The sequence below is a fragment of the Bradyrhizobium sp. USDA 4486 genome (genome assembly GCF_054057995.1).
In genome coordinates this window covers 5,910,849-5,935,280 of sequence record NZ_JBSRZV010000001.1, presented here as the reverse complement: position 1 = coordinate 5,935,280, position 24,432 = coordinate 5,910,849, and the positions used below count along the sequence as shown (strand labels likewise).

General features: G+C 65.3%; 21 protein-coding genes and 1 pseudogene. 10 read left to right on the top strand and 12 right to left on the bottom strand.

Translation table 11 applies throughout. The features are described from left to right. Window positions 1-53: 53 nt before the first annotated feature. On the bottom strand, window positions 54-860 hold the full coding sequence (locus ACVWY3_RS28045; RefSeq protein WP_456841354.1) for a creatininase family protein: 807 nt from the start codon (window positions 858-860) through the stop codon (window positions 54-56). 139 nt (window positions 861-999) lie between these two features. Here ACVWY3_RS28045 and ACVWY3_RS28040 point away from each other — a divergent pair. From ACVWY3_RS28040 to ACVWY3_RS28020, 5 genes and pseudogenes are all read left to right on the top strand, one after another. After that, window positions 1,000-2,024: pseudogene (locus ACVWY3_RS28040) on the top strand (ABC transporter substrate-binding protein). A 10-nt stretch (window positions 2,025-2,034) separates the two neighbouring features. Next, window positions 2,035-2,850, top strand: a complete 816-nt coding sequence (locus ACVWY3_RS28035) for an ABC transporter ATP-binding protein (RefSeq protein WP_456841353.1) — start codon at window positions 2,035-2,037, stop codon at window positions 2,848-2,850. Continuing rightward, window positions 2,847-3,665: an ABC transporter permease gene (locus ACVWY3_RS28030; protein WP_456841352.1), complete on the top strand. Its 819-nt coding sequence runs from the start codon at window positions 2,847-2,849 to the stop codon at window positions 3,663-3,665. The genes ACVWY3_RS28035 and ACVWY3_RS28030 overlap by 4 nt, the downstream gene beginning before the upstream one ends. Next, window positions 3,665-4,654 carry a 2-hydroxyacid dehydrogenase gene (locus tag ACVWY3_RS28025; protein ID WP_456841351.1) on the top strand — a complete coding sequence of 330 codons (990 nt, stop codon included), beginning with the start codon at window positions 3,665-3,667 and terminating at the stop codon, window positions 4,652-4,654. Before ACVWY3_RS28030 ends, ACVWY3_RS28025 begins: the two co-directional genes overlap by 1 nt. Next, entirely contained in the window at window positions 4,654-5,346 is a 693-nt protein-coding gene (locus ACVWY3_RS28020; protein WP_456841350.1) for an AprI/Inh family metalloprotease inhibitor, read from the top strand. Before ACVWY3_RS28025 ends, ACVWY3_RS28020 begins: the two co-directional genes overlap by 1 nt. A 92-nt stretch (window positions 5,347-5,438) precedes the next feature. On the opposite strand, the gene ACVWY3_RS28015 is transcribed toward ACVWY3_RS28020, so the two are convergent. Further along, window positions 5,439-6,827: a peptidoglycan-binding protein gene (locus ACVWY3_RS28015; RefSeq protein ID WP_456841349.1), complete on the bottom strand. Its 1,389-nt coding sequence runs from the start codon at window positions 6,825-6,827 to the stop codon at window positions 5,439-5,441. Window positions 6,828-7,107: 280 nt separating this feature from the next. On the opposite strand from ACVWY3_RS28015, the gene ACVWY3_RS28010 reads away from it, so the two are divergent. Beyond that, window positions 7,108-7,485, top strand: a complete 378-nt coding sequence (locus ACVWY3_RS28010) for a hypothetical protein (protein ID WP_456841348.1) — start codon at window positions 7,108-7,110, stop codon at window positions 7,483-7,485. Window positions 7,486-7,556: 71 nt separating this feature from the next. Here the strand turns inward: ACVWY3_RS28010 and ACVWY3_RS28005 are convergent, their stop codons facing one another. The 4 genes from ACVWY3_RS28005 to ACVWY3_RS27990 form a co-directional block, all read right to left on the bottom strand. Next, window positions 7,557-9,383, bottom strand: a complete 1,827-nt coding sequence (locus ACVWY3_RS28005; RefSeq protein WP_456841347.1) for an outer membrane protein assembly factor BamB family protein — start codon at window positions 9,381-9,383, stop codon at window positions 7,557-7,559. A gap of 318 nt (window positions 9,384-9,701) precedes the next feature. Further along, window positions 9,702-10,487, bottom strand: coding sequence for a bestrophin-like domain (locus ACVWY3_RS28000; RefSeq protein WP_456841346.1), 786 nt, complete (start codon window positions 10,485-10,487; stop codon window positions 9,702-9,704). 124 nt (window positions 10,488-10,611) lie between these two features. Continuing rightward, window positions 10,612-11,325: a RadC family protein gene (radC, locus tag ACVWY3_RS27995; protein WP_456841345.1), complete on the bottom strand. Its 714-nt coding sequence runs from the start codon at window positions 11,323-11,325 to the stop codon at window positions 10,612-10,614. A 40-nt stretch (window positions 11,326-11,365) separates the two neighbouring features. Further along, entirely contained in the window at window positions 11,366-12,304 is a 939-nt protein-coding gene (locus tag ACVWY3_RS27990) for a DMT family transporter (protein WP_456841344.1), read from the bottom strand. Between the two features lie 131 nt (window positions 12,305-12,435). Between ACVWY3_RS27990 and ACVWY3_RS27985 the strand changes: the two genes are divergently transcribed. Beyond that, on the top strand, window positions 12,436-13,032 hold the full coding sequence (locus ACVWY3_RS27985) for a bifunctional transcriptional activator/DNA repair enzyme AdaA (protein ID WP_456841343.1): 597 nt from the start codon (window positions 12,436-12,438) through the stop codon (window positions 13,030-13,032). Window positions 13,033-13,135: 103 nt separating this feature from the next. Here the strand turns inward: ACVWY3_RS27985 and map are convergent, their stop codons facing one another. Together map and ACVWY3_RS27975 are read right to left on the bottom strand one after the other, a co-directional pair. After that, window positions 13,136-13,957 carry a type I methionyl aminopeptidase gene (gene map / locus ACVWY3_RS27980; protein WP_456841342.1) on the bottom strand — a complete coding sequence of 274 codons (822 nt, stop codon included), beginning with the start codon at window positions 13,955-13,957 and terminating at the stop codon, window positions 13,136-13,138. Window positions 13,958-14,070: 113 nt separating this feature from the next. Then, window positions 14,071-15,387, bottom strand: a complete 1,317-nt coding sequence (locus tag ACVWY3_RS27975) for a mechanosensitive ion channel family protein (RefSeq protein ID WP_456841341.1) — start codon at window positions 15,385-15,387, stop codon at window positions 14,071-14,073. A 461-nt stretch (window positions 15,388-15,848) separates the two neighbouring features. Between ACVWY3_RS27975 and ACVWY3_RS27970 the strand changes: the two genes are divergently transcribed. After that, on the top strand, window positions 15,849-17,642 hold the full coding sequence (locus ACVWY3_RS27970) for a potassium/proton antiporter (RefSeq protein WP_456841340.1): 1,794 nt from the start codon (window positions 15,849-15,851) through the stop codon (window positions 17,640-17,642). 174 nt (window positions 17,643-17,816) lie between these two features. Beyond that, window positions 17,817-18,077, top strand: a complete 261-nt coding sequence (locus ACVWY3_RS27965; RefSeq protein WP_456841339.1) for a PepSY domain-containing protein — start codon at window positions 17,817-17,819, stop codon at window positions 18,075-18,077. Between the two features lie 160 nt (window positions 18,078-18,237). Here the strand turns inward: ACVWY3_RS27965 and modC are convergent, their stop codons facing one another. The 4 genes from modC to mepA all read right to left on the bottom strand — a co-directional run bounded on the left by modC (window position 18,238) and on the right by mepA (window position 21,747). Beyond that, the gene (gene modC, locus ACVWY3_RS27960; RefSeq protein WP_456841338.1) at window positions 18,238-18,900 is read right to left on the bottom strand and encodes a molybdenum ABC transporter ATP-binding protein; all 663 of its coding nucleotides are present in this window, start codon (window positions 18,898-18,900) and stop codon (window positions 18,238-18,240) included. Window positions 18,901-18,902: 2 nt separating this feature from the next. Continuing rightward, window positions 18,903-19,598 (bottom strand): molybdate ABC transporter permease subunit, encoded by a 696-nt coding sequence (gene modB / locus ACVWY3_RS27955; protein ID WP_456841337.1) that lies wholly within the window; start codon window positions 19,596-19,598, stop codon window positions 18,903-18,905. A 13-nt stretch (window positions 19,599-19,611) separates the two neighbouring features. Then, window positions 19,612-20,397: a molybdate ABC transporter substrate-binding protein gene (gene modA, locus ACVWY3_RS27950; protein WP_456841336.1), complete on the bottom strand. Its 786-nt coding sequence runs from the start codon at window positions 20,395-20,397 to the stop codon at window positions 19,612-19,614. Between the two features lie 405 nt (window positions 20,398-20,802). After that, window positions 20,803-21,747, bottom strand: coding sequence for a penicillin-insensitive murein endopeptidase (gene mepA, locus ACVWY3_RS27945; RefSeq protein ID WP_456841335.1), 945 nt, complete (start codon window positions 21,745-21,747; stop codon window positions 20,803-20,805). Between the two features lie 446 nt (window positions 21,748-22,193). Between mepA and ACVWY3_RS27940 the strand changes: the two genes are divergently transcribed. Next, window positions 22,194-24,392 (top strand): putative bifunctional diguanylate cyclase/phosphodiesterase, encoded by a 2,199-nt coding sequence (locus ACVWY3_RS27940; RefSeq protein ID WP_456841334.1) that lies wholly within the window; start codon window positions 22,194-22,196, stop codon window positions 24,390-24,392. The last annotated feature ends 40 nt before the right edge of the window (window positions 24,393-24,432 follow it).

The following is a 24,432-nucleotide window of genomic DNA, read 5'->3' as shown; positions in this document are numbered from 1 at the left end:
GCAGGCTCAACTGGCGCGAAGCTCTTTCCCGAGCGAGTCCAAGAGGATGCGTGCTAGCCGAGCGGTCCCTTGGCGAGCCTGTTCACGTCGAATTTATCGACCTCGGCGAGCAGCTCGCAGAAGGCCGCCGCGCCCTGGTCGAGCAGCCGCTCGCCCTTCTCGGCAATGGCCAGCGTCGCGTTGCCGACTGCGCCGCTGGCGTTGAGATCCTGCGCCTGCCAGGCGAATGGTGCGGGGCGCTGCGTCGAGAGCCAGCGATATTGCTGCTCCATTGCGATGCTGCTTGCCGGAAAATCCGCGATCGCTTCCTTGCGGACTCGATCGGGATAGCGCGCCAGCATGATCGAGGTCTCGATGGCGCCGCCATGGATGCCGTGGCGCACTTCCTCGGCCGGGAACAATGTGTCTGCTCCTGAGAGCCGCGACCACGATGTCGTCACCACGAACAGTTTTTGATGCGCGCGAAGATCCTGCGCCACCAGCATCATGCCCGCGCTGTTGCCGCCATGGCTGGTGATGATGACGAGCTTCCTCACGCCGCGCCGCGCGACGTCCTCGCCGATTGCGGTCCATCGCTTCAGCGCGGTTTCGGTCGGCAATGTCTGTGTGCCCGGATAGTCGATATGCTCGGTGGAAATCCCGACCGGTTCAACGGGAAGAAAGCTGGCCGGAACGCTTGCAGGCAGAAGCTCGCGCACGCGCGCCAGATAAGCGTCGGCGATCAGCACGTCGGTCTCGAGCGGCAGATGCGGGCCGTGCTGCTCGGTCGCCGCCAGCGGCAGCACCGCGATCCAGCGCGCCGCCTCCGCCGGGGTCGCGTCGGCCCAGCGGATCCCGGTCCAGTCGCGGGACGGCATCATCAAGGTTTCTTTGCCCGTATTTGTCACGTAATTTGGGATTATGAGGGGACGCGGGCCAGGCCGGCTCGCGTCCCCGAACTTCATGCGGTTTTATCGCGTTGGTTTGGTGTCGGCTAGAAGCGATCGACGGAGTGCCATCATGACCCCCTCTCATCTGCGGCGAGCGTTAACGGCGGGCTTGGTGGCCGCCGTCGTCACTCTTGCGCCGGCGCGCGCCGAAACCCTCGACAAGGTCACCTTCGGCACCAACTGGGTCGCCGAAGCCGAGCATGGCGGCTTCTTCCAGGCGGTCGCCGACGGCACCTACAAGAAATACGGCCCCTCGACGTTACCATCGTCCCCGGCGGGCCCAACGAGAACAACCGGATGCTCTTGATCGCCGGCAAGATCGATTTCTTCATGGCCGCGAACACGCTGATGTCGTTCGACGCGGTCGCCAACAACGTTCCCGTCGTCACCATCGCCGCGGTGTTCCAGAAGGACCCGCAGGTGATGCTGACGCAGCCCGATGCCAAGGTCACCAAGATCGAGGACCTCAAGCCGCTGACGCTGTTCGTCTCCAAGGAAGGCATGACCAGCTATTTCCAGTGGCTGAAGTCTGAATACGGCTTCAGCGAGAAGAACGTTCGTCCCTACAATTTCAACCCGCAGCCCTTCATCGCCAATCCCAAGAGCGCGATGCAGGGCTACGTCACCTCCGAGCCGTTCGCGGTCGAGAAGGCCGCCGGCTTCAAGCCCAACGTGCTGCTGCTCGCCGATTACGGCTTCAACACCTATTCGACCCTCATCGAGACCCGCCGCGACATCGCCGAGAAGAAGCCGGACCTGGTGCAGCGCTTCGTCGATGCCTCCATGATCGGCTGGTACAACTACATCTACGGCGACAATTCCGCCGGCAATGCCATGATCAAGCAGCTCAACCCGGAGATGACCGACGAGCTCTTGAAATACTCTGTCGCCAAGATGAAGGAATACGGCATTGTCGATTCCGGCGACGCCTTGAAGAACGGCATCGGCGCGATGAGCGACGAGCGCTACACCTCCTTCTTCAACAAGATGGTGAAGGCGGGCGTGGTGAAGGCCGATCTCGACTTCCGCAAATCCTACACGCTGCGCTTCGTCAACAGGGGCGTGGGCGTCGAGCTGCGCCCGAGCAAGCCATAACGCAGGCGCGATGTCGTCAGCCAAAACTTCGCCCGTGGTCGAGACCGGCCTGACGCATCTCGCCGTCAGCCTGCGCGGCGTCACCAAGGCCTATGACAATGGCGTCATGGCGCTCGGCCCGCTCGATCTTGCCGTCCGAAAGGGCGAGTTCATCTCGCTGCTCGGCCCGTCCGGCTGCGGCAAGTCGACGGCGCTGCGCATCATCGCAGAGCTCAGCGCGCCCTCGTCAGGCACCGTGCGGGTGGCGCGGCACGAGGGCACACCGCAGCCGGGCCACGGCATCGGTTTTGTATTTCAGGAGCCAACGCTGATGCCCTGGACCAGCGTGCGCGAGAACGTGCGGCTGCCGCTGAAGCTTGCAGGTGTGCCAAAGGCCGAAGCGCGCTCGAGGGCCGATGACGCGCTGGCGAGCGTCGGACTTGCCGATTTTGCCGAGGCATTCCCACGCGAGCTGTCCGGCGGCATGAAGATGCGGGTCTCGCTGGCGCGTGCGCTCGTCACAGATCCCGACATCCTCCTGATGGACGAGCCGTTCGCCGCGCTCGACGAGATCACGCGCTTTCGTCTCAACAACGACCTGCTCGCGCTGTGGCGCAGCCTTCGCAAGACCGTCATCTTCGTCACCCATTCGGTGTTCGAATCCGTCTATCTGTCGCAGCGCGTCGTGGTGATGACGGCACGGCCCGGCCGCATCCAGGCCGACATCCGCATCGAGACGGTCGAGCCGCGCGGCGAGGAGTTTCGCACCTCTGCCGCCTATTCCGATTATTGCCGGAAAGTGTCGGCCGCGCTGGCGCCGTCCTATTCGGGGCAGTCGACGCTATGAATGCGCAAAGCTCCATCACCGCAGAGCCATCCGCCGCGCAGCGCGCGCTGCGTTTCGTGCTTCCCGTCATCGTGTTCGCCGCCGGCCTCGCGGTCTGGGAGCTGGTGGTCCGCATCAGGGAGATCCCGCCTTACGTGCTGCCGGCGCCCTCTGTCATCGTCCTGACGCTGATCAAGGACTGGGCGGTGCTGTCACAATCGCTCGCCACCACGCTTCTCACGACGCTCGAAGGTTTTGTCGCCGCGAGCATCGGCGGCATCGCGCTGGCGCTGCTGTTCAACCAGTCGAAATGGGTCGAATATTCGCTGTTCCCCTATGCCGTCGTGCTCCAGGTGACGCCTGTCATCGCGATTGCACCGCTGCTCCTGATCTATCTGGAGCAGCAGACCGCTGTCGTCGCCTGCGCCTTCATCGTCGCGTTTTTCCCGGTGCTGTCCAACACCACGCTCGGGCTCAATTCGGTCGACCGCAATCTCGCCGGCCTGTTCCAGCTCTATGGTGCATCAAAGCCGCAGACTCTGCGCTTCCTCAAGCTGCCGGCGGCGCTGCCCTATATCCTCGGGGGATTACGTATCGCCGGCGGCCTGTCGCTGATCGGCGCGGTCGTCGCCGAGATCGCAGCGGGCACGGCCGGGGCCGGCTCGGGCCTCGCCTACAGGATCGCCGAATCCGGCTATCGATTGAACATACCCCGGATGTTCGCGGCGCTGCTTTTGTTGTCGCTGGCCGGGATTGTCATCTATGGGGTGCTGGCGCTAGTTTCCCACCTCGTTTTACGGCGCTGGCACGAAAGCGAGCTTGGAAAGGAAAGCTGATGTCTACCGGTTCGATTTCGTCCGAAAAGATCGATCTTCTGATTTATGGACCGGTCCGGCCGATCCTCGAGAACGGCTTTTCCGATCATTTCGTCGTGCACAAGGCCGAGACGCGCGGTGACCTCGAGCGGCTGACGCCGGCCGTCCGGGAGAAGATCCGCGGCGTGGCGGTGACCTATCACACGGTCCGCGCCGACAAGGAGTCGCTGTCGCAGCTGCCCAAGATCGAGATGGTGGCGAGCTTCGGCGTCGGTTACGACCATATCGACGCCAAATACGCGGCCGAGCACAACATCATCGTCACCAACACGCCCGACGTGCTGACCGAGGAGGTCGCCGACGTCGCGATGGGCCTTCTGATCTCCACTCTGCGTGAATTCATCAAAGCCGACCGTTACGTCCGTTCCGGCCTCTGGCAGACCCAGAACTATCCGCTCAGCGTCGGCTCGCTGCGCGATCGCAAGGTCGGCATCGTCGGCATGGGCCGGATCGGCCAGGCCATCGCGCGCCGGCTCGATGCCTCGCTGGTGCCGGTGGTCTATCACTCCCGCAATCCGTCCAAGGACGTCACCTACAAGCACTATCCCGACCTGATCGAGATGGCGAAGGCGGTCGACACGCTGATGGTGATCGTGCCGGGCGGCGCCAGCACGAACAAGATGATCAATGCCGAGGTGCTCAAGGCGCTCGGCCCGCGCGGTGTGCTGATCAACGTGGCGCGCGGCTCCGTGGTCGACGAGCAGGCTCTGGTCCAGGCGCTGAAATCAGGCACCATCCTCGCCGCCGGCCTCGACGTGTTCGCGGCTGAGCCGAACGTGCCGGACGAGCTCAAGACCATGCAGAACGTCGTGCTGCTGCCGCATATCGGCTCGGCCTCCGTGGTCACGCGCAATGCGATGGACCAGCTCGTGGTCGACAACCTCAAGTCCTGGTTTGCGGGCAAGCCGCCGCTGACGCCGGTGGCCGAAACGCCGTTCAAGGGGCGCTGATGAGAGCTCTTCGAGTCGTTGCATTCACCATCGCAGCATGCGTTGCCGCGATCGGCTCTGTGCATGCGCAGGATGCGACGACCCTGAAGAAATCGATGCCCGGGCAGTGGGAGCTTTCGACCACCGAGCGCAGCAAGACCTGCGTCGTCACGCTGAAGGGCGATGCCACAGCTGGGGGCTACAAGCTCGAGCTCGAGCCCGCCTGCAAGGCCGCGCTGCCTTTCACCAAGGACATCGTCGCCTGGAGCATCAAGGGCCTCGACATCGTCCGCTTGCAGAATGCGACCGGCGAGGCCGTGATCGACTTCACCGAGGTCGAGGCCGGTATCTTCGAAGGTCCGCGTCAGGGCGAGGGCGTCTACATCCTGCAGGATCTCGCTGCCGCGCGCTCGATGGCCAAATCGATGGACCAGATGATCGGCGACTGGGCCATGGTGCGCGGCAACGGCCAGCCGATCTGCGGATTGACGCTGACCAACACCGAGGCCGGCCAGGACAATTTCCAGGTCTTCCTCAAGCCGAAATGCGACGCGGCGATCGCGCAGTTCAACCCGACGCAATGGCGGCTCGAGCGCGGCCAGATCATCCTGATGTCGAAATCAGGCGAGACCTGGCAGTTCGAGGCCGACGACAACGCGCAGTGGCGGCGCGTCCCCGATACCGCCGATCCCCTGATCATGCTGCGCCAGTAGGCGGCGCGGGAGCTCGCTGCAACCTCTCCCGCTCGCAAGCGGGCGAGGGAGTGCACCTCTTCTGGAGAAGCACCCGAGTTTCATCCATCTGTCTACGTCGTCGGCTTCGGCGGCGGCGCGGTGCCTTGCGCCCATTTCTCCAGCTTGCCGAGCACGCCCCACGCGGTGAGCGCCAGCGAGATCGGCATCGCGAACTGGCCGAGGCCCGGCACCGCGGACACGATGGTGCCGAGCAGTCCGGCAATGCCTCCCGCATTGGGGCTCGCCGTCACCGACGAGAGCAGCGCGGTCAGCACCGCGCCGCCGAGGCCGAGCGCGGTCTTCTTGCCGTTGAGCAGCTTGCCAATGGTCTCGCCGAGCGCGCCGTTGACCTGGCCGAGGACAGGCTTTCCGTCCTTGTTGAGCAGGGTGCTGAGCAGATCGACGGCCTGCTTCAACTGGTCGACGGCAGCAGGATTGGCCGGATTGGTCGTTCCGGAGATCGGCGCCGTCTTGTTGTTGATGAGGGCGAAGAGCCGCTCGAACAGCATGATCGGATCGCTGGCAGGCGGGGGCGTGGTCACCGGCGGCGTACTGATCGTCGGCGCGCCGCGCCGCAGGAGCTGCGCGAGATCCTCCAGCCGCTTCAGGATCTGCGACAGGTCGCCGGTCGGCGCGGGCGTAGCCGGCTGCTGCGCCGCGCGCGTGATGGCGGCAACCGTGATCGTGTCGAGCACGCCGGTTTCGGTGATGCCGTGCCGCTGCTGAAATTGCGCCACCGCCGCCTTGGTCTTCGGTCCGACGATGCCGTCCTCGTCCAGCATCGGATCGGCGCCGAGGTCGTTGAGGTATTTCTGCATCAACAGCGCCGTCGACGCCATCTGCTCCTCGGGTTCGAGATGGCTCAGCATCGTCGGGGTATCGTCGAAAGTGATCGACGCATCCAGCTCCATCATCGCCTTCAGGATCACCGCAGCGCCGAGCTGCGGATCGACCGTGCCCGGGTCGAACGAGCCGTCGCCGACGAACTTGCCGCCCCTTTGCTCGGGCGGGCCGTAGACATTGCAGCCCGACCAGAGATAGGGCGAGTTGACGCCGCGGCCGCGATAGCCGAAGCCGTTGTACTTCTCCAGGCGGAACATCGTCTTCGCGATGCCCCAGTCGCGGGCGCCAACGAATCCCTCCAGCCTGAGCGCATCGACGGCGCCTTCGGCGAACGAGGCGAACGGGCCGCGCCCCTTGGGGACGATGGTCGTCATCCGATTGAGCGCCTGGCCATTGCCGAGATAGGTGTTGAAGTTGAAGCTGGATTCACGCGAGTGCAGCACCGCGACGAACCACCAGGGCACGTCGGTCTTGTTCTGGATCTCGGTGTAGGTGTCCTTGTGGTTGATGGCCTTGCGTGCCGCCTCGGTGGCGGCGTCGGCCCGCCCGGGCCTGATCCTCATATTGGACCAGTTTCGTTCGTATTCGTCCTTGATGACCTCGAATGACACCTTCATGTCCTGCTCCCGTGAAAGCGCTGAAATTGCGAAACTGATGAAATTGGCCGGGGTCGGAGGTCAGACTGAATCAGGCGCCGTGATCAGCGCGTGACTCCAGCGTGATCCCCCGCAATGTGGCAGATTGTTCGCCCGGCGCATGTGAACTGCCTTACAGCCTGTACGGGAAACGGGCGGCAGGATCGGGGCGGGGACCGGCACGGGCCGGGCGGCTCGCCAAAGGGAACTGGCAGGGCGGTCAGCCGGTTGATGAGGTAGAAGGTCCGCCAAGGAGCCCTGCATGGCTAAGCGCGTCCTCGCGATCGGCATCGAACCCGGCAACGCGGATTACGGCGCGTTCCCGCAGCTCACGCCGGAGCTCGTGCGCGACTATATCGAGGCGCAGCTGTTGCGCCTGCGCGATCTTGGCTTCGAGGTCACGAGCTGCCTGATCGACCTCGATGCGACGGCGGAAGCCGCCGTCACCGCGGCGCTGCGCGACGAGCGCTTCGACTGCATCGTGATCGGCGCGGGCCTGCGCGAACCGAAGGATCGGCTGCTGATGTTCGAGAAGGTGCTCAATCTCGTCCATCGCCTGGCACCGGACGCGGCGATCTGCTTCAACACGACGCCCGCGGATACGGCCGAGGCCGTGCAGCGCTGGATCGAACCCGGCTGACCGGCTCGCGCCGGCGGCGCACAGCGGATCTTTCTCGTGAATTCCAACCGCGTTGGGCGAAAACCTCCCGCCTACTCTCCGTCCACGGAGAAGGCGAGCAGTACGTTGCCGGGCGCGGTACCATAATTTGTGTAGCCCGAATTGACGTAGAGGATGCCCCCGGCGATTACCGGTCCCGGTCCATCGAGCGATCCGCCATGCGCCGACACGCCGTTTACGGTCGCATAGTCCCGCATGGTGTCGACGTCCCAGATGATCTCGCCGCTCTTGGCGGCATAGGCCCGCAGGTGGCCGTCCAGTCCGCCGGAGAACACCACACCAGGAATCGCGGTTACCGCAGCCGACTGCGCAGGGCTGCATCCCGGCCGATCCCCGCAGCCCGGATGTGCCGCGTGCCAGACGATCTCGCCCGTCGCCTGGTTCATCGCGTACAGTCCGCCGCCCTGACTTGGATCGAGCTTCATGGGAATCCCAAAGACCGACTTCTGCGCCCCGGCGGTGGCGGGCGGCACGGCCTTCAGGCCGACATCCGACACCGCGACATAGACGTTAGCATCATCCGCAGCCGAGCCCCATTGCACGCCGCCAAGCGTGCTGCCGAGTCCCACCCGGCGCTGCCAGATGATGGCACCATCGCGGTCCGGATCGACTGCGTACACCATGCCGGATTTCTGGCCTGCAACGAGCGCACGACGTCCGTCAGGTAGATCGACCAGGATCGGAGAGGAGCCGAAATCGAAATCGGGACCCTTGGTGCCGGGGCAATTAGCGCGATACTGGCCGTCGCACGCGATGTTGTAGGCATCACCCTCGGTCATCTGCCGCGACCAGGTCAGCCGACCGGTGCCCAGATCGAAGGCCACAAACGCGTCGGAGGTCGTGGAGGCCGGGTCCAGATAACTGTCGCCCGTCGTCGCATAGATCCGATTTGTCTTGAGGTCGATGGTAGGCGACGACCAGATCGCGCCGCCAGAGGGTCCGAAGAGTTGGACACCGATCTCGTTGAGGCGGATTGGCTGGGCCGGCGGGCTGACATAGCCGCGCCACAGCACTTCGCCGGTCCTGGCGTCGAGCGCGGCAATCAGGCCGCGGAAGGTGCAGCAAGAATAGCGTGGATCGATCGCCAATACCTCTTCGACGGAGGAGACTGGCACGTAAAGCACATTATTGGCCAAGGTCGGCGCGCCCGTGATCACGGCCCCCGGATGCGCATCGACACGTCTCCTCCACAGCAGCTTCCCGCTTTCGGCATCGAGCGCATAAGCTTCACCGCGTTGATCGCCGAAATAGGCGGTCGTGCCCCGCTCATCCTCACCGATGGTGATCGCGGTGCGTACGCCGAAGCCGGCGTCGAACACCCAGCGCTGGCAGCCAAGTCTGGCATCCAGCGCATAGACCTTGCCCCCTGCACTGCCCACGAAGACCCGACCGCCCCAAACCGTCGGCTGCGCGTAGGCTCTGGTATCGCCGGGAAAGCCGAACGCCCATTTGAGCTTCAGGCGCGGAACATCGTCAGGCGAAAGCTGGGCCATGACAGTAGGTTGAAACCGGTGTTGAGCGATATCGACGCCCCACCCGTTCCAGCGCGGCAACGAAGCGTCCGCAAGCGCGGGGCCCCGCTCACCGCATGTGGAATCCGGTAGCTGCTGCTGCTGCACCGGTGGTGTCCCGACGAGATAGCGAACGATGTCCTGAATTTCGTGTTGGCTCAGGTCGCGTCCCTGCTGGCTCATCATGCCGAACATCAAGGCAAAGCTCACCCGCTCGGGCCTGAATTGTCGCAGCGCGTTGGCGTCAGGCGCGCGTGCCACGCCACCCTCGTGGCACGATGAGCAGCGCGTGCGGTAGAGCGCCTCGCCACGCGAGTTCAGCGCCTCCTCCGCATGATCCGGAGGCATGCCAGTGAGCAATATGCCCACTCCGAGCAGGAGACGTGCGAAGAGGGTGCATCCAGAGCGATGCTTGGCCGTACCCGTCATCCTCGCCTCCCTCGCATGACTGAAGCGTGCTTCGGCAACAGAAGATCAGCGCGCGTGGTCGTCAACCGTACCACGAATACACAACCAAAGCGAGCTTGAGGGCTCCAGGTTATCGCCCTCGCTCCGGCTATTGCGCCTATCAGCAGCGGCCGCTACGTGCGTCGCCCCGACGGCTATTACGCGCGGATCGATCCCCGTTATTGCTACTATTGCTATTAAGGCTCGAGCGCTCGCGTCTTAACTCTTCGCGCCCTCCGGCATGATCTGCAGCAGCGGCTCCGGCTGGATCGAGATCTGTCCTGCGAACGGCCGGTCGTGGGCAGCGATCAGCAGCACCGAGGTGGCGACGCCGGTTGCGAACAGGCCCATGGCGACCGCCGATCCCAAACGGTTGTCGCAATGGACGAGGCCGATCACCAGCAGCGCGCAGGCGGCCTGGAGATAGAGACACCACCATTTGACCGGATTGACCGCGGCGAGGCTGACGATGATCCGCTGCCGCCGCGCATCCAGCGCCTGCTCCAGCGCGGCGATCAGCTCGCGTTGCACGTTCGCCTGCCCCGTGCTTTGCGGCGTCATGGCGACGACGAGCTGCAGGGCTTCCGCGAGCGCCGGCGGCGTCACCTTCAGCGAGGCCTGCTGATGCGCCATCATCGGCCATTCCATCGCCACCGCCTTTCCGACATAGTCGCGGACGAGATCGTGCAGCTTGGTCTCCTGCTCCGCCGGCAGGCCGGCGGCCAGCAGCACCACGCTGCGCAGCGCGCTGGCCTCGCGGCTCACCGCGGCGCTGGCCCGGTCGCTGTCGCCCCAGACCTGCGCCGCGGTGAAGGCGACGAACAGGCCGAAGATGATGCCGAGCACCGGCAGCATTCCCGGCGAGATCGCCTTCAGCGATTTGGCGCGCTCCTCCGTCGCGGCCAGCGCGATACCGGCGAAGATCGCCGCGGACAGAGAATAGGTAAATCCAAAGATCACCAGCGCCATCACGGGCACCGGCAGATTGTGCAGCCAGTCGCTCATGCCGTTCTTGTCACCTGATTTGGCGCCCTAAAGCATGATCCGGAAAGTGCGAAGCGGTTTTCCGGAAAGATCATGCGTAAACAATCTAGAGCGCGATGACGATTCATCCAAATCTCATCGCGCTTTAGATCAACCGCATCCCGCGCAGGCTCGCATGCCCGCCTTTGCCCACGATGATGTGATCATGCACCGCGATCCCCAGCGGCTTTGCGATCTCGATGATCGCCTTGGTCATCTGGATGTCGGCCTGCGAGGGCGAAGGATCGCCGGAGGGATGGTTGTGCACCAGGATCAGCGCGGTCGCCGACAATTCCAGCGCGCGCTTGATCACCTCGCGCGGATAGACCGGGGTGTGGTCGACCGTTCCGGTCTGCTGCACCTCGTCGGCGATCAGCTGGTTGCGCTTGTCGAGGAAGAGCAGGCGAAATTGCTCCTTCTCGGCAAAGGCCATGCTGGTGCGGCAATAGTCGATCACCTCGTTCCAGGACGACAGCGCGTTGCGGCTGTTGACTTCGCCTTTGGCGACGCGATGCGCCGCCGCCGCGATCAGCTTGAGCTGGTTGATCGCGGATTCGCCGATGCCGTCGACCTCGCGCAGGCGCGCCACGGGCGCGTGCACGACTTCGGCGAACGAGCCGAAGGTCTTGATCAGCGTCTTCGCCAGCGGCTTGGTGTCGCGCCGCGGCAGCGCCGGGAACAGCGCCATCTCCAGGAGCTCATAGTCGCTGAGCGCATCGGCGCCGGCGCTGTAGAAGCGCTCGCGCAGCCGCTCGCGATGGCCGAGATAGTGCGGCGCGTCTTCCGGCTTGCTCTTGTCGTGGTCTGGCTTGGCGGGCATCGGCGGAGAGCATCGCCGCGGATCGCCGTTTTTGCAACCTTCAATTGCCCCGGTTGGTTCGGGCAAATGGCGGCACCGTGATGGCCATGACGCCGGCGAGGATCAGCGCCATTCCGGCCATGCTCGACCAGGTGAAGCGCTCGCCCAGCCAGGCGATGCCGAGCGCTACGGCGAAGCCTGCGCGCAAATAGCTTCCGCTGGTCGTGCCAAGCGGGCCGAGCGTGCGGATCAAGCGGAAATAGATCACCATCGCCAAAGCCGTGCAGATGACCGCGAGGATGATCACCGCCGCGATCGCGTCCGCGGGCGGCGGGGGTAGCGCCCATGGCCGTTCGAGCACGGCAGCTGCCGGCAGCATCAGGATCGCGGCGCAGCTCATGGCGCCGGCCGCCGTGACGATGGCGGGAAGCTTCGAGAAGCGCTGTCCCCAGATCGGCGCGAGCGCATAGCAGAAGCTGGCGCCCAGCACCGCCGCCTGCGCCAGCGGCGCGGCCGTGCCGAGCCCGGACAGCGCATCGAGGCCCATCGTGACCGCCACGCCGACGAGGCCGAGACCGACGCCCATGATTTTCCGGCCGCTGACGGCCTGCCGCCCGCGCCCGGTGATGACCGCGATCGCGAGCACGAACATCGGCGGGGTCGCATTGAGCACGCCGGCAAGGCCGCTCGGAATGGAGACCTCACCCCAGCTGATCAGCGTGAACGGCAATGCACTTTGCAGCAGCCCTTGCACGAGGAAGGCGGCCCAGATCGACTGCTTCTGGGGAAGGGCGTGTCCCTGTGCGATGGCGAGCAGAAGCAGGAGCATGGCCGCGATCGTCACGCGGACGGCGACCATCGTGACTGGCGGAATCGTAGGCACCGCCAGCTTGATCAGCGTGAAGGAGCTGCCCCAGATCAGCGAGAGCAGCAGCAACAGGCCGATTTCCCATGCGAGACGGGTTTGCGCCGACGCTGCCTGTGGTGCCGTTGTGCTCATGCGATGTGCTCCGAGGTGTGTCGGCATCATGGTCCGGAGCGGCCGGACAGGCTGGCTGAATTCGGACCTCATCGTCCGATCGAGTCCGATTCCGGCTACTCGGCGCTCCGCACGGGTATTATTCTTCGCTGATGGCGACAGGCCCAACGCATCGGCAGACGCTGCCACCGCATCTCGACTGGGAGACCTGCGATCGCGCGCGCCTGGCGCGGGCCCGGGCCTTCGACGGCCTGTTCTTCTCCGGCGTTCGCTCGACGCGCATCTATTGCCGGCCGGTCTGTCCGGTTCGCCCGGCCCGTTCCGAGAACGTCACCTTCTATGCAACCGCCGCGGCCGCCGAGCGGGCCGGCTTCCGCCCGTGCCTGCGCTGCCGGCCGGAAACGGCGCCGGGCTCGCCCGCCTGGATGGGCACGGCCACCACCGTCGCGCGCGGGATGCGCCTGATCAATGACGGCTTTCTGGATCGCGCATCGATGGCGGACCTCGCGGAAGCGCTCGGCGTCGGACCGCGCCATCTGCTGCGCCTGTTCATGCGCCATGCCGGCGCGAGCCCAAGCGAGATCGCAGCGACGCGGCGCGTGCAGGAAGCCAAGCGCCTGATCGACCAGACCGACATGACGCTGGCGGAGATTGCGTTCGCGGCGGGCTTCGGCAGTGTCCGCAGATTCAACGATGCCTTTGCCGCGACTTACAAGCGGCCGCCGTCGTCGTTCCGCCGGCGGCGATAGAAGACGAATGCTGCGCTCTCATTCCGGGGCGGTACGAAGTACCGAACCCGGGATCTCGAGATTTCGGGCTCGCTGCTGCACAGCGCCCCGGAATGACGAGGTACTATTGGCCGATCTGCTTCTCGCCGTGCCGCTCCGAGAGCGTGAAGATCTCGACGCCGGTGGCCGTGACGCCGACCGAATGCTCGAACTGCGCCGACAGCGAGCGGTCGCGGGTGACCGCGGTCCAGCCGTCGGACAGGATCTTCACATGCGGCTTCCCGAGATTGATCATCGGCTCGATGGTGAAGAACATGCCGGGCTTGAGCTGCACGCCCTCGCCGGGCCGGCCGATGTGAATGATGTTCGGCTCGTCGTGGAACATGCGCCCGAGGCCGTGGCCGCAGAAATCGCGCACCACGCTCATGCCCTGCGGCTCGACAAAACTCTGGATGGCGTGGCCGATGTCGCCGGTGGTGGCGCCGGGTTTTACGGCGGCGATGCCGCGCATCATCGCCTCATACGTCACCTCGATCAGCCGCTCCGCCTTGCGGGCGATCGGGCCGACCGCATACATCCGGCTGGAATCGCCGTACCAGCCGTCGACGATGAAGGTCACGTCGATGTTGACGATATCGCCTTCTTTCAGCGGACGGTCGCCGGGCATGCCGTGGCAGACCACGTGGTTCAGCGAGGTGCAGGTTGAGTAGCGATAGCCGCGATACATCAGCGTCGCCGGATAGGCGTCGTGACTGAAGGCGAAGTCGCGGACGAATTCGTCGATCTTCGAGGTCGGCACGCCGGGGGCGACGATGTCGGTGAGCTCGTCGAGGCACTTCGCCACCAGCGCTCCTGCCTTGCGCATGCCGGCAAAGGCGCTCGGCCCGTGCAGCTTGATCTGTCCGGTCTTGCGCAGGGAGGTATCGGTGGCTTCGACGTAGCTCATGCTTGTGCGGTCTTCCGGGCTGATGTCGGCGGAAAGGCTTGATTTCAGGCCCCAATTTAATGATTGCCTGCTGTCATGCAAGCTGAGCCTGGTCTTTGCGCCCGAAAGCGGGCCTAATTCGGGACTTCTACGGTGGTTTCGACCGGCAGCGCGCCGCCGCGAATGCGGATTTCGCGGACCGGATAGGGAACCCGGATGCCCTCGCGCTTGAAGGCGTCCCACAGCGCCAGCATCACGTCGCTCTTGACGTTGTCCATGCCGTCGGGGTCCGCGATCCAGAAGGTCAGCGAGAACTTCATCCCGGCCTCGGCGAATTCGGTCAAAATGCTGTTCGGCGGCTTGCCCTTCTGCGCGCGCGGATGGGCGGCGGCGGTCTCGACGGCGAGCTTGGTGACCAGCCTGGGGTCGGCGTCGTAATTGGTGCCGAAGGCGATCTTCACCGGCGTGTTCTTGTCGGTGTAGGTCCAGTTGACGACCTTCTGCGTCACCAGATCCTCGTTCGGCACCAGGAATTCGCGGCCATCGCCGGCGGCCACGGAAATATAGCGCGTCTTCATCGCGCTGATGCGCCCGGTGTTGTCGCCGATGGTGACGAGATCGCCCGGCTTCACCGACTTGTCGGCGAGCAGGATGATGCCCGAGATGAAATTGGCGACGATCTTCTGCAGGCCGATACCGATGCCGACGCCGACCGCGCCGGAGAACACCGCGAGCGCGGAGAGGTCGATGCCGACGGCGCCAAGCGCAATGACGATGGCGACGGCAAGGAGCCCGATGCGGATGATCTTGACCAGCAGCACCTGCACCGACGGCGTCAGGTCGGTGGTCGAGTTGATCCGGCTCTCGGCGAAATTGCTGGCGATGTTGGTGGCCCAGAGCGCGATCAGCAGCAGCGCGCCGGCCTTGATCACCAGGAGCGGCGTCAGCCTGAGGCCGCCGAGCACGATGGCGAAGGAATCGAGCAGATCGACCGTCGCATCGAGCTGGCCGATGATGGACAGTGCCGCGACGAACCAGGCGGTGATCGAGACCAGCTTGACGATGAAGGCGTTGCGCAGCACCGAGGTCACCAGCCGGATCGCAAGCCACGCCAGGCCCAGCTTGGCCGCGACCATCAGGAGATAGCTGCGGCTCGGCCAGGTCGCATGGTACATCACGAGGCGGGAGATGATCACCAGCAGAGTGAATACCGCCGTCGAGGCGCTCGACATCATCACCCGCGAAAAGTGCCGAAGCGGCAGCGGCCAGCCCATCGCCAGCGATGTCATGTCGACGCGATTGCGAATGCCGGCTTCCGCGGCATAGGCGATGCCCGTTGCCGCGAGAATGAGACCAAATTGCAGGTAGAACCAGGGCGAGGAAATCTCCGCCCCGACGCTGCGCGCGGTCGTCTGCACGAACTCCATCAAGTCTTTGAGGTCCATGTCCATCGGTCTCGTCGGGGGAGGCGGTCGGAAGGAGTTGATTCGAGGGTGCCGCACAATCCCACAAAGGGTGCGGCCCGGCCATCGATACACCGTGAAGTGAAGCGCGTTAAGGCCGCAAAACACGGGCAGATTGCCGCGAGGCGCGAAAATGGGTTGGCGCGGGGGAGCGCCGACGATAAGGATGCGTAAGCACATGTTTTTGAGATGGGAAATTCCGTCGAGGGCGGCGCGCTTCGCCTCTCCCCGCTTGCGGGGAGAGGCCGAAATTCGAGCGCAGCTTGAATTTCGGGTGAGGAGGACTCTCCACGAGTCCATCTGCCACCGTCCTTGCGGAGACTCTCCTTCACCCCGCCCTCTCAGGGTGAGCTATGCTTGTCCCGATCCCGCAAGCGGGGCGAGGGAGTGCCCGGCCGGTGGCCTCCTGACTGAATTCGCCGATCACCCGGAGTAACCCGCAGCACCGCATGGCCTCCCTCGACTCTTTCAGCCTCGCCATTTTGCTCGGCGCCGTCCTGGTGATGGCCGGTATCCTGTCGAGCCTGCTTGCGCTCCGCTTCGGCGCGCCCTTGCTGCTCGTCTTTCTTGCCATCGGCATGCTCGCCGGGGATTCCGGCCCCGGGCAGATCCAGTTCAACGACGTCGGCACCACCTATCTGGTCGGCTCGGTGGCGCTCGCTTTGATCCTGTTCGACGGCGGCCTGAAGACGCGCTTTGCCAGCATCCGCACCGTGCTCGCCCCGTCCCTGGTGCTTGCCACCGTCGGCGTGCTCTTGACCGCGCTGGTCACGGCGCCGTTCGCGAGATTCGCGCTCGATCTCAATTGGGCGGAATCGCTGCTGGTCGGCGCCGTGGTCGCCTCGACTGACGCGGCGGCCGTGTTCCTGCTGGTGCATACCCAGGGCCTGCGCCTGCGCCCGCGGGTCGGCGCGACGCTGGAGGCGGAATCCGGCACCAACGATCCGTTCGCGATCTTCCTTACCCTCATGCTGGTCGAGTACATCTCGCTCGGTTCGAGCTCGCCCGGCCATGTGGTGATGGAATTTGTGCAGGAGGCGGTGCTTGGCGCCGTGGTCGGCGTCATCGGCGGACGGCTCGTCGTCATCGCGCTGAACCAGGTGGCGTTGCCGCAGGGCCTGCATGCGCCGTTCGTCACCACCGGTGCGCTGGTGATCTTCGGCGGCTCGCAGATCATGCATGCCTCCGGCTTCCTCGCGGTCTATCTCGCCGGCATCATCATCGGCAACCGGCCGACCCGCGCGCATAATTCGGTGGTGACATTTCTCGATGCCGCAACCTGGCTGGCGCAGATCGTGATGTTCGTGCTGCTCGGCCTGCTGGTCTCGCCGAGCCGGCTCGGCGCCAGCGTGCTGCCGGCGATCGCCGTCGCGCTGGTCCTGATGCTGGTGGCGCGGCCGCTTGCGGTTTTCGCGTGCCTCGCGCCATTCCGTTTCAACTGGCGCGAAAAGATCTTCATCGCCTGGACCGGCCTGCGCGGCGCGGTTGCGATCTTCCTGGCCTCGATTCCGATGCTGGTCGGCCTGTCCAAGGCCTATCTCTATTTCGACGTCGCCTTCGTCGTCGTCATCATCTCGCTGCTGCTGCAGGGCTGGACCTTGGCGCCGGCTGCACGCAAGCTGCACGTCGCGCTGCCGCGCGCCGATCGCGGCCCGCGGCGCGTCGAGCTCGACCTGCCCGGCCAGCTCGAGCAGCAGCTCGTCGGCTATCCGGTGCGATCCAAGAGCCTTTATTTCCGCCGCGGCCTGGTCCCGTCCTGGTCCAAGCCGACGCTCGTGATCCGCAATGAGAACATCCTGACGCCGACGGAAGCCGATCCGATCGCGCCCGGCGACTACATCTATCTGCTGGCGCCGCCGGAAAAGGCCGAGGCGCTCGACCGCTTCTTCGTCGACATGCAGCCGAGCACGGCGCCGGACCCGCATCTGCTCGGCGACTTCATGGTGTCAGGCGAGCATACTCTGGCCGAGCTCGCCGAGATCTACGGCGTAAAGGTCAGCGAGGACGAGAGCAGGCTGACGCTCGCCGACTATTTCGACGTCCATCTCGACCGCGCGCCGAAGGAGGGCGCCGAGCTGCCGCTGGACGCGATCGTGCTGGTCGCGCGCAGCATTTCCGGGGGACGTGTCAATGTGGTCGGACTGCGCTTGCCCGAGGACGAAGAGCCGCCCGCGCCGCTGACGCGCCGCCAGGCGCTGCGCCGCAAGCTGGCGGATGTGTGGACCTCGGTGGCGGGGGTCTGACCTCTCCGTCATTTCGGGGCTCGCCCTTCGGGCGCCCCGGAATGACGAGAAACCGCCACCAAATCGCCGCAACCGCCGACGATTTCCGCGCCTTTGTGACCGCTGATTCCGGAACACCCTGCTGCGTTGCTCGTTCTTCGCCTGACGATCAACGTCTTTGACAGGAGCAGTTCCATGCGAAGTCTCATCCTTCCTGCCATCGTCGCGATCGGTCTCGGATCGGCGGCGCCGGCGATGGCCTATGACACCGGCGACCAGATCTCGATGCAAGTCGCGCTCGATGTCGCGACCGACATCGGCATCGCGACGGTCTCGCACACGAACTTCCTCGGCGATGAATGGCAGATCGAAGGCCGCGACCGCACCGGCCGCTGGATGGAGGTCGATGTCGATGCACGCACCGGCGAGGTGCGCAACGTCGACCGCGGCTGGTAGACATATACACCAGCTGTCATTGCCCGCGAAAGCGGGCAATCCAGTATTCCAGAGGCGGTGCGTGGACACGGAGAAGCCGCGGCGTACTGGATGCCCCGGTCGAGCCGGGGCATGGTTGAGGTAAGGACGGGGCGGCTCTCACCAGCACACGCACATCGCACTAACTCAGCACCTTCACGCCGCCGAACGACGTCACGCGGCCCTGCTTCAATATCACGATTTGCGTGGCGAGCTGGCGCAGCTCGGCGACGTCATGGCTGACATACACCATGGGGACATTGGCCTCGTCGCGCAGCCGCACCAGATAAGGCAAAATCTCGAGCTTGCGGCCCTCGTCGAGCGCGCCGAGCGGCTCGTCGAGCAGCAAGAGGCGCGGTTTCGACAGCAGCGCGCGGCCAAGCGCGACGCGCTGGCGCTCGCCACCGGAAAGCTTTCCGGGGCGGCGATCCAGCAGCTTGCCGATGTCGAGCAGGTCGATGATGCGCCTGTGCTGGGCCGGGTCAGGTGCGAGGCCGTTCATCCGCCGCCCGTAGTCGAGATTCTGCCCGACGCTCAGATGCGGAAACAGCCGCGCATCCTGGAACACGTACCCGATGCGGCGGCGGTAGGTCGGCACATGGATGCCGGCCGCGGTGTCGTCGACGGTGTCGCCGTCGATCACGATGGTGCCGCGATCGGGCCGCAGCAGGCCGGCGATCATGTTGACCAGCGAGCTCTTGCCGGCGCCCGATGCCCCGAACAGGCCGATGACGCGCCCCTCGCCGGTGAAGGTTGCGGACAGTGAGAACTCGCCGAGCCTCTTTTCGATGTCGACGCGCAACATGGTCAATTCCCGTGCAGGCGCTGCGTCGCGCGGCGGGCGAACCATTCGGCGGCGATCAGCGCGCCGATCGCCAGCACGATCGAGACGATCACGAGCCGGCCCGCCGCAGCATCGCCGTCGGGCGTCTGGATGAGCGAATAGATGGCCGACGAAATCGTCTGGGTCTCACCGGGAATGTTGGAGACGAAGGTGATGGTGGCGCCGAACTCGCCGATCGCCTTGGCAAAGCCCAGCACCATGCCGGCAAGCACGCCGGGCAGTGCCAGCGGCAGCGTCACGGTGAAGAACACTTTCCATGGCGCGGCGCCGAGCGTCTCGGCGGCCTGCTCCAGCTTTCGGTCGATCGCCTCGATCGACAGCCGCATCGGTCGCACCAGCAGCGGAAACGACATCACGCCGCAGGCGAGCGCGGCGCCGGTCCAGCGGAACGCGAACACGATGCCGAGATGATCGGCGAGGAAGCCGCCGATCAGGCCGCGGCGGCCGAAGGTGAGCAGCAGCAGATAGCCGGTGACGACGGGCGGCAGCACCAAGGGCAGATGCACGAGGGCGTCCACCACCGACTTGCCCCAAAAATCCCTGCGGGCGAGCAGCCATGCCAGCGCAATGCCGAACGGCGTTGCGACCAGCGTGGCGATGACGGCGACCCTGAGCGAGAGCAGGATCGCCGTCCATTCGGTGGGAGAGATGTCGAGCATCAAGTCGTGGGCATCAAGTCGTCGGGCTGACCAGGAACTTGAATCCGTATTTTTCCAGAATGGTCTTGGCCGCGGCCGAGCGCAGGAAGGCGAGATAATCATTCGTCTCCGGCTTCGCACTCGTGGTCGCGGCGACGGGATAGATGATCGCCGGATGCGAATCCGCCGGGAAGGTGCCGACGATCTTCACGCCGGGCTCGACCTTGGCGTCGGTGGAGTAGACGATGCCGAGCGAGGCCTCACCACGAGCGACCAGCGTCAGCGCAGCGCGCACGCTGTCGGCCATGGCGAATTTCGGCTCCGCGGCCTGCCAGGCGCCCAGCTTCTCCAGCGCCGCCTTGGCATATTTGCCTGCTGGCACCGACTTGACGTCGCCGGTCGCGATCCTGCCGTCGCCGGCGAGTTTTGCGAGGTCGAAGCCTTGCGCGATGGCGACGTTGTCGACCTTGGAATCCTTCGGCGCGATCAGCACGATGCTGTTGCCGAGCAGGTTGACCCTGGAAGCCTCGTTGATGGTCTTCTTGGAAGCCGCGTAGTCCATCCAGTCGGTGTCGGCCGAGACGAACACGTCGGCCGGCGCGCCCTGCTCGATCTGCTTGGCGAGCACCGAGCTTGCGGCATAGGAGACGCTGAACTTGACGCCTGTCTTGGCGGTGTAGGCGGCGTCGACCTCGTCGAGCGCGTTCTTCATCGAGGCCGCGGCGAACACGGTGATGGTCTTGTCCTCGGCGCTGGCCGGCGAGAGGCTCGCGCTCACGAGGATGACGAAGGCGGTGAATAGTCCGGCGATACGAATCATGGATGCGCTCCGTGCGAGCTCGCGCGTGCAGACGCACGCGCAGATCTGGCGTTGGTGGGTTCGGTCGCGACCGGCGGAAGCGCTGTTCCACGTGTCCCCGCAACGACTTACGGCCGGCGGGGATATCGCGATGCAAACATAGCAGGCCCCGGCCCCAGGTCAAAGACGACCAAGCGCATGATCCGGAAAAGTGCGAAGCGGTTTTCCGAAAAGATCATGCGCAAACAACAACCTAAAGCGCGATGACGATTCATCCAAATCTCGTCGCGCTTTGACGCATTGTCGCGATACGAACAATCAACTCGTTCGTCATTCCGGCCAAGCGCGCTCCAACCACCGCTGTCGCCCCTGAGCGGCGCGCGCTTGTCCGGGACGACGGCTGTCGGCTGATGGCAGTGGCTCGCCTTACGGCTTCGCATCCCCCGCATGGAGCACCGCCTTGCAGGCCGCGGGCATCTGCGCCAGCGTCATCGGCGGTTTCGGCTTCGGCGGTTCCGGCGGTGGCTTGGGATGCAGCACGGCGTCGCTGAACCAATAATCGAGGTCGGACGGCTTGCAGCCCTCGTCCTCGGATTGCGATGGTTGGCCCTCGCAGTCGCCGGCGCCCGCCGGGCAGCGGATGCGGATATGGAAGTGATAGTCGTGACCCCACCACGGCCTGATCTTCGACAGCCAGGAGCGGTCGCCCTTGGCCTCGCGGCACAGCGCCTTCTTGATCGCGGCATTGACGAAGATGCGCTGCACCGCCGGCTCCTGCGCCGCATCGCGCAGTAACAGCACATGGCCGGGTGTGAACACCTTCTGGTCGACGTCGAGCCGGTCTGGCCGCACCATCATCACCGCCGACATCTCCTCGCGTTCCTCGCGCGAGAGCCGGCGGTCCGGCATCGGCGTCAGCCAGATGTCGGCATCGAGGCCGATCTGGTGGCTGGCATGGCCCGACAGCGCCGGGCCACCGCGCGGCTGGCCGATGTCACCGACCAAAATGCCCGGCCAGCCCGCGTCCTTGTGCGCCTTGGCAGCCAGGCGCTTGATCAGCGCGATCATATCAGGATGGCCAAAATAGCGGTTACGCGACAGCCGCATCACCTGCCAATTGTCGCCGTTGAGCGGCATCTGCACGGCGCCGCCGATGCAGCCCTTGGTGTAGGAGCCGATGACATGCGCCGGCCCCGTCGATGGCAGCAGTTTTCGCGCGAACAGCTCCTTGGCGCCGAGATGCGGATCGTTCGGATTGGCCAGCGGCGGCAGCGGTTTTGGGCTCACGCTGCCCTTGTCCTGGGCCAGCGCGCCGCCGGCGGCCAGCAGCGTCATGACGAGCAGGAGGGGAGCGATGCGGCGGGGACTCATGCTGACATCCTTATAACCCAACGCCGCGTCAGGGTTAAGATTCGGCTTGCGCCGCCTCACGGCGCGCAACACCATGATCCATATTTCCAACGAGCCATTGCAGAATCCTGTGCCGGCCGGCCGATTTTTTAACGCCACGATAACCTTAGACTGCATTGACCAAAATTCGTGCGCGGCGTGCGGAATAGACCCGGCCCGCATGCAATCGCGCACGATCCCGGAAATGATTCACGCGGGCGCGCAATTTTGCGCCGGATCGCTTGCTGATTGCGACGCCCCGGCGGGCCTGGCGCGTCCGCAGCTGCGGACTGCGCCCTGCAAACAGGCAGAAAGGTGCGCGCGGGACCGGAACCCACCGTGGCCGCTCCGCCCAAGATTACTTTTTTTTCAGACACTTGCCCCAAGACTTTCGGGCGCTGGGCGCGACTGGGACATGTGAGTTGAGTTTGGGGTCTCGAAATCCGACAAAGCGAAAGCGCAAATCGCGCGCTGCCGGCGCGCCGCGCAAGCCGCGCTTCGCGCGCGCGCCGCATCCGCCAATTGCCCAAGATGAGCTGGTGCGGAGCCGCGCCGAGGCGGAGGCCGCGGTCGCGGATGCGCGCAAGGCCCACGAGCGGCTGCGCCAGGCCATCGATATCCTGCCCCAGGGCATCGTGTTTCTCGATGCCGAGGGCCGCTACGTGCTCTGGAACAGAAAATACGCCGAGATCTACAGCAAGACGGCGGACCTGTTCGCCGAAGGCGCGCGTCTCGAAGACACGCTGCGCGTCGGCGTCGCCCGCGGCGACTATCCCGAGGCCATCGGTCACGAGGACGAGTGGATTGCCGAGCGGCTGCAAAAGCTCTATCAGCCCGGCGCGCGCCATGAGCAGAAGCTGGCGGACGGCCGCGTCATCCTGATCGACGAGCGGCTGACCGACGACGGCGGCGTTGTCGGCCTGCGTGTCGACATCACCGAATTGAAGCAGCGCGAGGCCTCGTTCCGCCTGCTGTTCGACGGCAATCCCGTGCCCATGATCGTCTGCGCGCTGGACGACGAGCGCATCCTCGGCGTCAACGACGCCGCGATCGCGCATTACGGCTATAGCCGTGCCGAGTTCGAGAAGCTGACGATCCGCAGCCTTCAGGCCTTCGAGAGCGAGCCGCCCTGGACCACCGACCCGACCGGCGTCGAGCAGGCTGGCCGCACCTGGAAGCACGTCAAGGCCGACGGCGCGCTGATCGATCTTGCGATCTATTCGCGCGAACTGACCTATGCCGAGCGGCCCGCGGTGCTGCTCGCACTGATGGACATCACCGAGCGCAAGCGCGCCGAGGCGCGGCTCGCCTTCATGGCCCAGCATGACGGGCTCACCGGCCTGCCAAACCGCAACCTGCTGCGCCAGCAGGTGGACGAGATGCTGCTGCACACGCGGCGCAGCGCCGAGAAGGTTGCGGTGTTGATGCTGGGGCTCGACAATTTCAAGGCGGTCAACGACACGCTGGGACATGCGATCGGCGACAAGCTGCTGCGCGGCGTCGCCAAACGGCTGCGCTCGACCTTGCGCGACGAGGATGCGCTGGCGCGCCTCAACTCCGACGAGTTCGCGATCGTGCAGAGCGGGCTGGCGCGGCCCGAAGATGCGGTGGGTCTCGCAAAACGCCTGCTGGAGGCCATTTCCGATCCCTATCTGTTCGACGGCCATTCCGTGGTGATCGGCGCCTCGATCGGCATCGCGATGGCGCCGGGTGACGGCGAGGAGTCCGAGAAGCTGCTCAAGAGCGCTGACATGGCGCTGTCGCGCGCCAAGCAGGATGCGCGCGGCAGCTTCGCCTTCTTCGAGGCCGCGCTCGATGCCAAGGCGCAGAGCCGCCGCAAGATCGAGGTCGAGCTGCGCGATGCGATCCAGGCCGACGTGCTGCGTCCCTATTACCAGCCGCTGATCGACCTTCAGAGTGGGCGCATCACCGGTTTCGAGGCGCTGGTGCGCTGGCCGCATGCCGAGCGCGGCATGGTCTCGCCCGCCGAGTTCATCCCGGTCGCCGAGGATACCGGCCTCATCAATCCGCTCGGCGGATTGATGCTGCGCCGGGCGTGCCTCGATGCCGCGAGCTGGCCCGACGACGTCCGCGTCGCCGTCAATCTGTCGCCGCTCCAGTTCCGCAGCGGCCATCTGCTCTCGATGGTGACGGACGCGCTGAAGCACTCCGGCCTGCCGCCGCGCCGGCTCGAGCTCGAGATCACCGAGACGCTGCTGCTGGAGAAGAGCGCGCAGGTGCTGGCGACGCTGCACGCGCTGCGCGCGCTCGGGGTGCGCATCTCGATGGACGATTTCGGCACCGGCTATTCCAGCCTCAGCTATTTGCGCAGCTTTCCGTTCGACAAGATCAAGATCGACCAGTCCTTCGTGCGCGACCTCGGCGCCAACCGCGAAGCGCAGGCCATCATCCGCTCCATCGTCAGCCTCGGCAAGGGCCTTGGCGTCACCATCACCGCCGAGGGAGTCGAGACCGAAGCCGAGCTCAGCTGCCTCCGCGCCGAGGGCTGCGACGAAGGCCAGGGTTTTCTGTTCAGCAAGGCCCGCCCCAACGCGGAGATCATCAGCCTCCTGGCCGCACAGCGCGGCATCGACGCCGCCGACGAGGCCGCCGCGCTGGTGGCTTGAAGCATGCTGCCCTCGGCCAGCGCCGCGCCTGCTTTGAACC

What these genes read in the sequence shown, in the direction of transcription:
- ACVWY3_RS28045 (WP_456841354.1), bottom strand. Translation starts at nt 860, where the DNA reads ATGATGCCGTCCCGCGACTGGACCGGGATCCGCTGGGCCGACGCGACC.
- ACVWY3_RS28035 (WP_456841353.1), top strand. Translation starts at nt 2,035, where the DNA reads ATGTCGTCAGCCAAAACTTCGCCCGTGGTCGAGACCGGCCTGACGCAT.
- ACVWY3_RS28030 (WP_456841352.1), top strand. Translation starts at nt 2,847, where the DNA reads ATGAATGCGCAAAGCTCCATCACCGCAGAGCCATCCGCCGCGCAGCGC.
- ACVWY3_RS28025 (WP_456841351.1), top strand. Translation starts at nt 3,665, where the DNA reads ATGTCTACCGGTTCGATTTCGTCCGAAAAGATCGATCTTCTGATTTAT.
- ACVWY3_RS28020 (WP_456841350.1), top strand. Translation starts at nt 4,654, where the DNA reads ATGAGAGCTCTTCGAGTCGTTGCATTCACCATCGCAGCATGCGTTGCC.
- ACVWY3_RS28015 (WP_456841349.1), bottom strand. Translation starts at nt 6,827, where the DNA reads ATGAAGGTGTCATTCGAGGTCATCAAGGACGAATACGAACGAAACTGG.
- ACVWY3_RS28010 (WP_456841348.1), top strand. Translation starts at nt 7,108, where the DNA reads ATGGCTAAGCGCGTCCTCGCGATCGGCATCGAACCCGGCAACGCGGAT.
- ACVWY3_RS28005 (WP_456841347.1), bottom strand. Translation starts at nt 9,383, where the DNA reads ATGCCTCCGGATCATGCGGAGGAGGCGCTGAACTCGCGTGGCGAGGCG.
- ACVWY3_RS28000 (WP_456841346.1), bottom strand. Translation starts at nt 10,487, where the DNA reads ATGAGCGACTGGCTGCACAATCTGCCGGTGCCCGTGATGGCGCTGGTG.
- radC (WP_456841345.1), bottom strand. Translation starts at nt 11,325, where the DNA reads ATGCCCGCCAAGCCAGACCACGACAAGAGCAAGCCGGAAGACGCGCCG.
- ACVWY3_RS27990 (WP_456841344.1), bottom strand. Translation starts at nt 12,304, where the DNA reads ATGAGCACAACGGCACCACAGGCAGCGTCGGCGCAAACCCGTCTCGCA.
- ACVWY3_RS27985 (WP_456841343.1), top strand. Translation starts at nt 12,436, where the DNA reads ATGGCGACAGGCCCAACGCATCGGCAGACGCTGCCACCGCATCTCGAC.
- map (WP_456841342.1), bottom strand. Translation starts at nt 13,957, where the DNA reads ATGAGCTACGTCGAAGCCACCGATACCTCCCTGCGCAAGACCGGACAG.
- ACVWY3_RS27975 (WP_456841341.1), bottom strand. Translation starts at nt 15,387, where the DNA reads ATGGACATGGACCTCAAAGACTTGATGGAGTTCGTGCAGACGACCGCG.
- ACVWY3_RS27970 (WP_456841340.1), top strand. Translation starts at nt 15,849, where the DNA reads ATGGCCTCCCTCGACTCTTTCAGCCTCGCCATTTTGCTCGGCGCCGTC.
- ACVWY3_RS27965 (WP_456841339.1), top strand. Translation starts at nt 17,817, where the DNA reads ATGCGAAGTCTCATCCTTCCTGCCATCGTCGCGATCGGTCTCGGATCG.
- modC (WP_456841338.1), bottom strand. Translation starts at nt 18,900, where the DNA reads ATGTTGCGCGTCGACATCGAAAAGAGGCTCGGCGAGTTCTCACTGTCC.
- modB (WP_456841337.1), bottom strand. Translation starts at nt 19,598, where the DNA reads ATGCTCGACATCTCTCCCACCGAATGGACGGCGATCCTGCTCTCGCTC.
- modA (WP_456841336.1), bottom strand. Translation starts at nt 20,397, where the DNA reads ATGATTCGTATCGCCGGACTATTCACCGCCTTCGTCATCCTCGTGAGC.
- mepA (WP_456841335.1), bottom strand. Translation starts at nt 21,747, where the DNA reads ATGAGTCCCCGCCGCATCGCTCCCCTCCTGCTCGTCATGACGCTGCTG.